The sequence below is a fragment of the Streptococcus mitis genome, assembly GCF_001074635.1.
Classification (GTDB): domain Bacteria; phylum Bacillota; class Bacilli; order Lactobacillales; family Streptococcaceae; genus Streptococcus; species Streptococcus mitis_E.
In genome coordinates this window covers 1-7,644 of record NZ_JUQO01000227.1, presented here as the reverse complement: position 1 = coordinate 7,644, position 7,644 = coordinate 1, and the positions used below count along the sequence as shown (strand labels likewise).

Genomic DNA, 7,644 nt, shown 5'->3' with positions numbered 1-7,644 from the left:
GCAACCTGCGGCTAGCTTCCTAGTTTGCTCTTTGATTTTCATTGAGTATTAAATCTCTGTTTATCATCAAACTCATACTAATATAGACTGTGATAAACTAAGTACTACTTTCTTGTTTTCTACATAGAATTATCAACAAGTTGAACCCTTCCTCTGTGTCAGAAACTATAGATTCCATGAGTTCTTCTTACTTCACTGCTCCATTGCTCATTCCTGAAATAATATGTTTTTGGAAGATGAGGTAGACGACAGTAATTGTTACAATTCCCACAATATAGGATGCAAAACTTGGCCCATAGTCATTAAAATACTGACCTTGGTAGTTGTACTGGAAGAGAGGCAAAGTCCACAGCTTGGAATCCTTATTCAAAATTAACAATGGCAACATAAAGTCATTCCAGAACCATAATGCATTGATAATCAAGGTTGTAGCATGCATGGGCTTCAGCATTGGAAAGATAATTCGACGGTAAGTTGTCAATCGATCAGCCCCATCAATTTCTGCAGCTTCATCTAAACTATCTGGTACACTGATTTTAATATAACCAACATACAAGAAGAGAGTCTGTGGAATTGCATAAGTTAGATAAAGTAGTACCAACCCCCACATATTTGCCAGGCCGAGTTTGCTCATCATAACTGTGATAGGAATCATAATCACCTGAAATGGAACAAATATCCCTAAGATCAAGAGCGAATACATAATTGCAAAGGCTTTTTTCTTGGACATATTTCGAGCAATGGAATAAGCTGCAGCTGGTATAAAGAAGGCTACTACAATCAATGATAACACCGTAATAACAGCTGAATTCCAGAAATAGCCTCCAATCCCATCCGAAATCAATCGTTCATAATTACTTAATGTAAAAGGATTGGGCAAACTAAAGAAATGATTCATGATATCCTTGGTTGTCTTGAAGGAACTAAAAACCGTTACCAACAAAGGAACAAGTATGAGAATACCACCTACTATCAAGAGGACATACTTCCAAAACTGATTCAATTTTTCTTCTTTTTTCATGTGTAGGACTCCCCAATTAGATTTCAAATTTCTTTGATAGTTTGATTTGGACCAGAGAAACAATTCCAATAATTAAGAATAAAATCAAGGCAATTGCATTCGCATATCCATATTGATTACTCTTGAAGGCATAGTTGTAGACTAAAAGACCAAGAGACGTTGTAGCATTATTTGGACCACCACTCGTCAAAGCAAAAATTTGGTCAAAGGCAGTCAGACCGGACTTAAGAGCTAGGATAAAAACCATAGAAATCGTTGGCAACAAATATGGTAATTCAATTTTCCAAAAAGTTTGTTTACTTGTTGCACCATCAATTGATGCCGCCTCCAAAATATCACTTGGAATACTCTGAAGACCAGCAAGAAAGAGAATAATCGGCATTGCTACTCCTTGCCATAGAAGAACAAAAATAGTTGCCACTACCGCTCCGATTGGTGTTCCTAATAGACTTTCTTGTAAAAAACTAATCCCTAAAATTTTTCCAATCGTTGGAAGACCATAGTTGAAGAATTGTTTAAAAATCAAGGAAACTGTCAAACCAGACAAAACCGCTGGGAAAAAGAACCATGCTCTAAAGAAGGTTTGCCCTTTCATCTTAGAATTTAAGGCTCGAGCGACAACCATCCCAATTGTAATCTCTCCAATAATCAATGCCAGGGTTAAAATCAAAGTAAAAGCAATGGCTGTGAAGAATTTCCCATCAATCATCAGCAATTTGTAGTTATTCAGACCAACAAATTTATAATTATAGGTCAATCCAGTCCAGTTAGTCAAACTATAGAAAGCACCTTGTACCATCGGAAAGTAAAAGAAGATAGCTTGTAATGCAAGCGGGATGATCAAAAAAGTCCAACCCCAGTATTTATTTAAAAATTTTCGAATAGCCATATCATCTTAACTCCTATTCTAGTCCAAATCTGCCTTCATTGGATTAAAGAAAGCATTGAGATTGTTTGCCATATTTTTCAGATTTTTATCCATCAAGTAACCTGCACTTAGATTGAAAAAATCTTCTTCAGAATTCCAGTGTTGGCCCAACCAAACATAATGTTTATCCGTAAATGCTAGTTTAGAAATCTCTGCAAGTGCTGAATCTTCTTTTTCCTGTACACCTTTCACCGCAACTGGTGATCCATCCACATCATAATATGCTTGCATAGCTTTTGAACTAGTCATATAGCTGATAAATTCTTCGGTTTCTTTAGGATGTTTGGTAGTAGCTGAAGTTGATAATGCCATATCCCCTGCACCAACAGTGACTTCTTTTCCTACTTCTTCTCCTGGGAAGGCAAACATCCCCACATCAAATTTTGGATCCTGTTGATTAATTGCCGCTAATGCCCATGATCCTTGTGGCATCATCAAGGCTTTTTCATTCGAGAATGCTACCACCGCATCATTATAAGAGGCACCACGCCATCCATCTTGAGCATTATCCGCCAACAAATCTAGTCGTTCTGCATCTGCTTTTGAAATAGCATCATCTGCAGAAATAGAGTTAGGTTTTGAAAAGCGAAGATAGTTATTAGCTGCGTCTCCACTGCCTGTAATGGTAATGAGAGAAAGTTGGTGATAACCGTTTAATGTCCATCCTTCATTGCCTGCAACTGCAAACGGAGAATTCCCACTATCTTTTACCTTTTTAACAATCTCTTGAAACTCTTTAAAAGTCTTCGGTTCCTCAAGTCCTAATTCTTTAAACTTTGTTTTATTGTAATAGATTCCATAAAGGTTAGCAGTTAAAGGCACACTATAAATCTTGTTATTGATTGCATACTTTTCTGCATAGTCATTCTTAATGTTCTCAAGATAAGATTTCCCTGTCATATCTGCAAAGTAACCTGCTTTTGCCCACTCCTGAAAATCCATATTTTGAGGATAGATATTAACAATATCTGGAACATCTCCTGATAAAACCCGAGTCTTCAGAACAATTCCAGCTGCCGGAACAGTCGTCAGTTTTACATCAATAGTAGGATGATCCTTTTCAAAATTATCTACAATTTTTTGCAAAGTATCCGCCATTTCGGTCTTCTGGTTAAAAAATTCAATCGTTACCTTTCCATCAGTCGATTGATTATTCTGACCACAAGCTGCTAGTCCTAGTAAACTAGCCCCAGCGACTAAAAGAAAACCTGCTTTCTTATACCATTTCATTGGAAAGCCTCCTTTATAAATTTATACACCTTTATTATAGTCTTCTAAAAATATACTGTCTACTCAAAAAATCTCCTTGGGATAAAATAACAGTTAAACCCGCATACATTAGTTCTGCACCTGAGTAAACTTCGCCATTTTCCTGTAATTCATATAGTCCCTCTTCATCCAAATCTTTTAACTTTAAAGTTGTTTCCATGGTCTCTACAACTGATAAAACGCGAACGTAGGTTACAATCGTTTGATTTTTGTAATTAAATTGTACAGCTGCTTCATTGGATGCAGTATCAGGATTAATTAGTCTATACTGTTGTCCTAACTGAACTACTGGTCGTAATTCTTTATACAAGTTCACCTGATTAGCAATCGTAGCTTTCTCTTCATCTGATAAACTTGTCAAATCAAGCTCATAGCCCAAATTTCCCATCATTGCTACATGACCACGTGTTTCTAATGGTGTCGTTCGCCCCATCTGATGATTCGGTACTGCTGACACATGAGCCCCCATAGAAATGGTTGGATAGAGATAGGATGAACCGTATTGAATTGGTAAACGTGCAATAGCATCAGTATTATCACTAGCCCAGACTTGTGGGAAATAACGCATCATACCAAGATCATTTCGTCCACCGCCACCAGAGCAGGACTCAAAGAGAATATGGCTGTGCTTCTCTGTCAGATAAGAAACGAGTTCGTAAAGCCCCAGCATGTACTGATGAGATTGCATCTGTGTCTCTAGATAGTTTGATCCATTCCCTAGCTTAGTCATATTGCGGTTCATATCCCATTTGATGTAGTCAATCTCATGATAAGATAGGAGTTGATCTAAGACATTTTTCAAGTATTCTACTACCTGAGGATTGGCAAGATTAAGTACTAATTGATTTCTAGAATAGGTATGCTCATATCCTGAAACCTGAATCGCCCAGTCAGGATGTTTACGATACAAATCGCTATCTACAGAAATCATTTCAGGTTCTAACCAAAGCCCAAACTGCAAACCTCTTTCGTGGATAGCTGAAATCAGACTTTCAAGACTTCCACCCAGTTTTTTCTCATTAACAATCCAATCACCTAAAGCACGATTATCATCAAAGCGATTGCCAAACCAACCATCATCTAATACAAAAAGTTCAATGCCAACTTTCTTAGCTTCATCTGCTAACTCTAACAGTTTTTCTCTCTGAAAATCAAAGTAAGTAGCTTCCCAGTTATTAATTAGAATTGGGCGTTCTTTTGTAGAAAATTTACTTGGCATAATGTGCTTCAGTACAAAATTCTGACTTTCATGACTAACACCAGTTAATCCCTTATCTGAATAGGTCACTAAAGCTACCGGTGTTTCAAAGTATTCCTCAGGGTCTAACTTCCAAGAAAAGTTTTCCGAATTAATCCCAATAGCCAGCCGAACTTCATTCAATTGATTCTTTTGAACAAAAGCTTCAAAGTTTCCACTATACATTAGTTGAATAGCAAACACATTCCCAGCATCCTCTGCGACTCCTTGATCACATAAGAGAAGAGCTGGTGTTTGAGCATGCCCAGAAGCCCCACGGTTCGAACTAATCGAAAAGATTCCTTGTTCTACCTGTTGACGTCGAACGGTCTTTTCACGAGCATAAGCACCCTGCAGAGTTACGATCTCGTAAGCTGCCGCTGGAAAATCAGCCATAAAAGAAAAGTCTTTATGAATGACAACTTCCTGGTTACTATTATTTCCCAATTTACTGTAGCTAGCAATTGTCGCATTATTATCAAAAGCAGTATAATACAAATTCAGACTAAGTTGAGCCTTAGAATCTTCTAACATTAAGACAAGAGTCTCTGTATTATCCATGCTATGTGGAGAAGGTAAGCCCTGTGGACCATTCTGACCTTTTAAAATTTTTGCTTCGACAAATCGAAAGTCTGTTACTTCAGTTACACTATGCTGAATCTGTATAGTTGGTTTCCTAAAATCTCCTAAGCCATGTTGTCCAAAAATTTGACGTTGAGTATCTAAACTAAAGGTTCGATTAGTAGCTGTTGGATTTCCTGAAAAGGCATGGTCTCGTTCATAAACACTATTGGAACCTTTATAGTTCTTAATAGTCTTTCCTAAATGTTTCAAAAGTAAGTAACCATTTCGATTTTCAATAATCAAACTTAGATTTTTACTCTCAACATAAAATAGATTATTCTCTATCCTAACTCCCATTTACTTCACCTCATCACTTTATTGACTATATTTTATCATCTGAAACCGCTTTCTAAAATAGAAAAATGTCTCAAGAATATGGTAAAATGTTAGGTAGGAGGTAGCACATGCTAGTTTTTTCAGAATACCAGACTGGAACAATTGACCTTTCCCTAAGCTTTTATGGATATGAGGAATGCACACCTAATTACTCTTTTGGTCCAGCCATTCGTGATACATACGTTCTACATTACATTACTAAAGGACAAGGAAAATTTCATTACAAGGGTAAAATTGTTGATTTAAAAGAAGGAGATTTCTTTCTATTAAAACCAGAGGAACTAACCTTTTATCAAGCAGATAGTAAAGAACCTTGGGCCTACTACTGGTTAGGAATCACTGGAGGGAAAGCTCCTGATTATTTTGCTCTTTCTCAAATTTCTGACCAATCCTATCTCATCCAATCTGAAACTTGTCATACCCAGACTACTGCAAAACTCATCTCAGACATTGTTCGCTTCGCTCAGATTACAAAATCCAATGAATTAGCTCAACTCCATATCATGGGACAACTCCATGAACTGATGTTTCATCTGGGAACTATTGCTCCCAATCAGAAAAAAAAGAATATTTCATCAACCTACCAACTCTATCTTGAATGCAAAAGATTAATTGATAGCCACTATCCTCAATCACTTACAATTCAAGATTTAGCAAAAGAACTATCCGTTCACAGAAGCTACTTATCAAGCGTATTCAAAGAATTTAACACCTTATCCCCAAAAGAATACCTACTATACGTTCGAATGTATCGAGCTAAACAACTTCTCGAAAATACCCAAGAGTCAATCAAGGTAATTGCATACTCGGTAGGCTTTTCAGATCCACTACATTTTTCTAAAGCTTATAAACAATACTTTAATCAGACTCCAAGTCAAACAAGAAAAGAATATTCTCAACACTAACTAGTGAGAAAGGAAACACTATGAAATCCTACCAAGCCGTCTACCAAATTCTAGCTAAAGAAACCGACTATATCAGCGGAGAAAAGATTGCAGAAGAACTATCACTGACCCGAACATCAATTTGGAAAGCCATCAAGCGTTTAGAACACGAAGGCATTGAAATTGATAGTATCAAAAACAAAGGCTATAAACTGGTGAATGGAGACCTTATTCTTCCAGAACTTCTAGAACAAAATCTTCCAATTAAAATCAGTTTTAAACCCGAAACAAGATCAACACAACTGGATGCAAAAGAAGCAATTGATTTAGGAAATGAAGCAAACACCCTCTATCTAGCTTCCTATCAAACAGCTGGCCGAGGCCGTTTTCAACGTTCTTTCTACTCCCCACAAGGTGGCATTTATATGACACTCCATCTCAAACCAAATCTCCCCTATGACCAATTACCATCCTACACACTACTTGTAGCAGGAGCTATCTACAAAGCCATTAAGAACCTAACATTAATAGATGTCGACATAAAATGGGTCAATGATATCTACCTCAAAAATCATAAAATTGGAGGAATCCTCACTGAGGCAATGACGTCTGTAGAAACTGGCTTAGTCACAGATATCATTATTGGAGTAGGAATCAACTTTGCTATCAAAGACTTCCCTCAAGAATTAAAAGAAAAAGCTGCTAGTTTATTCAAAACTCCAGCTCCAATAACAAGGAATGAATTAATCATAGAAATCTGGCGTGTTTTCTTCGAAACACCAGTAGATGAGTTATTATACCTATATAAAAAACAGTCATTCGTTCTTGGAAAAGAAGTTACTTTCACACTGGATAAAAAAGACTACAAGGGACTTGCTAACGATATCTCTGAAAATGGCAAACTTTTAGTTCAATGTGATAACGGAAAAGAAATCTGGCTTAATAGCGGAGAAATTTCACTCAAGAGTTGGTAGTAAAATAATACAATTATAAAATAACTCCAGATGAGTAATTCAATTAAGTTCTACACATCTGAAGTTTTTTATATTATTAAACTTCAAAAAACGGATTTTTATCACATTGAACATCAAAAAAGAAAGGACAAAATTTGTCCTTTCTCGAGATTAGCCGCTTTTCATCAACCCACTACAGTTGACAAAGAAGCAAGAAAAAAGAGAGTTATAAACTCTCATTCAAACGGAGAATAAGGGATTCGAACCCTTGCGCCAGTTACCCGACCTAACGATTTAGCAAACCGTCCTCTTCAGCCTCTTGAGTAATTCTCCTATTAATGGGCACGAGTGGACTCGAACCACCGACCTCACGCTTATCAGGCGTGCGCTCT

At 36.9% G+C, this 7,644-nt stretch carries 6 protein-coding genes and 1 tRNA gene; 2 read left to right on the top strand and 5 right to left on the bottom strand.

Annotated features, from left to right (window positions below; translation table 11 throughout):
- Nucleotides 1-187 precede the first annotated feature (187 nt).
- Genes ADI58_RS09905 through ADI58_RS09890 form a run of 4 tightly spaced genes read right to left on the bottom strand, consistent with a single transcriptional unit; the run spans nucleotide 188 to nucleotide 5,376 of the window.
- On the bottom strand, nucleotides 188-1,021 hold the full coding sequence (locus tag ADI58_RS09905) for a carbohydrate ABC transporter permease (RefSeq protein WP_049522464.1): 834 nt from the start codon (nucleotides 1,019-1,021) through the stop codon (nucleotides 188-190).
- Between the two features lie 16 nt (nucleotides 1,022-1,037).
- The gene (locus tag ADI58_RS09900; RefSeq protein ID WP_049522463.1) at nucleotides 1,038-1,910 is read right to left on the bottom strand and encodes a carbohydrate ABC transporter permease; all 873 of its coding nucleotides are present in this window, start codon (nucleotides 1,908-1,910) and stop codon (nucleotides 1,038-1,040) included.
- A gap of 18 nt (nucleotides 1,911-1,928) precedes the next feature.
- Entirely contained in the window at nucleotides 1,929-3,179 is a 1,251-nt protein-coding gene (locus ADI58_RS09895; RefSeq protein WP_049522462.1) for an extracellular solute-binding protein, read from the bottom strand.
- A gap of 34 nt (nucleotides 3,180-3,213) precedes the next feature.
- Nucleotides 3,214-5,376 carry an alpha-galactosidase gene (locus ADI58_RS09890; protein WP_049522461.1) on the bottom strand — a complete coding sequence of 721 codons (2,163 nt, stop codon included), beginning with the start codon at nucleotides 5,374-5,376 and terminating at the stop codon, nucleotides 3,214-3,216.
- Nucleotides 5,377-5,483: 107 nt separating this feature from the next.
- On the opposite strand from ADI58_RS09890, the gene ADI58_RS09885 reads away from it, so the two are divergent.
- A complete protein-coding gene (locus tag ADI58_RS09885; RefSeq protein ID WP_045605751.1) occupies nucleotides 5,484-6,320 on the top strand; it encodes an AraC family transcriptional regulator in 837 nt (278 codons plus the stop codon).
- Between the two features lie 20 nt (nucleotides 6,321-6,340).
- The gene (birA, locus tag ADI58_RS09880; RefSeq protein ID WP_049522460.1) at nucleotides 6,341-7,273 is read left to right on the top strand and encodes a bifunctional biotin--[acetyl-CoA-carboxylase] ligase/biotin operon repressor BirA; all 933 of its coding nucleotides are present in this window, start codon (nucleotides 6,341-6,343) and stop codon (nucleotides 7,271-7,273) included.
- 224 nt (nucleotides 7,274-7,497) lie between these two features.
- Here the strand turns inward: birA and ADI58_RS09875 are convergent.
- Nucleotides 7,498-7,585 (bottom strand) — tRNA-Ser (locus tag ADI58_RS09875).
- Nucleotides 7,586-7,644 lie beyond the last annotated feature (59 nt).

Bases quoted from the DNA above. Each gene is read 5' to 3' on its own strand.
- ADI58_RS09905 (WP_049522464.1), bottom strand. From the start codon at position 1,021: ATGAAAAAAGAAGAAAAATTGAATCAGTTTTGGAAGTATGTCCTCTTG.
- ADI58_RS09900 (WP_049522463.1), bottom strand. From the start codon at position 1,910: ATGGCTATTCGAAAATTTTTAAATAAATACTGGGGTTGGACTTTTTTG.
- ADI58_RS09895 (WP_049522462.1), bottom strand. From the start codon at position 3,179: ATGAAATGGTATAAGAAAGCAGGTTTTCTTTTAGTCGCTGGGGCTAGT.
- ADI58_RS09890 (WP_049522461.1), bottom strand. From the start codon at position 5,376: ATGGGAGTTAGGATAGAGAATAATCTATTTTATGTTGAGAGTAAAAAT.
- ADI58_RS09885 (WP_045605751.1), top strand. From the start codon at position 5,484: ATGCTAGTTTTTTCAGAATACCAGACTGGAACAATTGACCTTTCCCTA.
- birA (WP_049522460.1), top strand. From the start codon at position 6,341: ATGAAATCCTACCAAGCCGTCTACCAAATTCTAGCTAAAGAAACCGAC.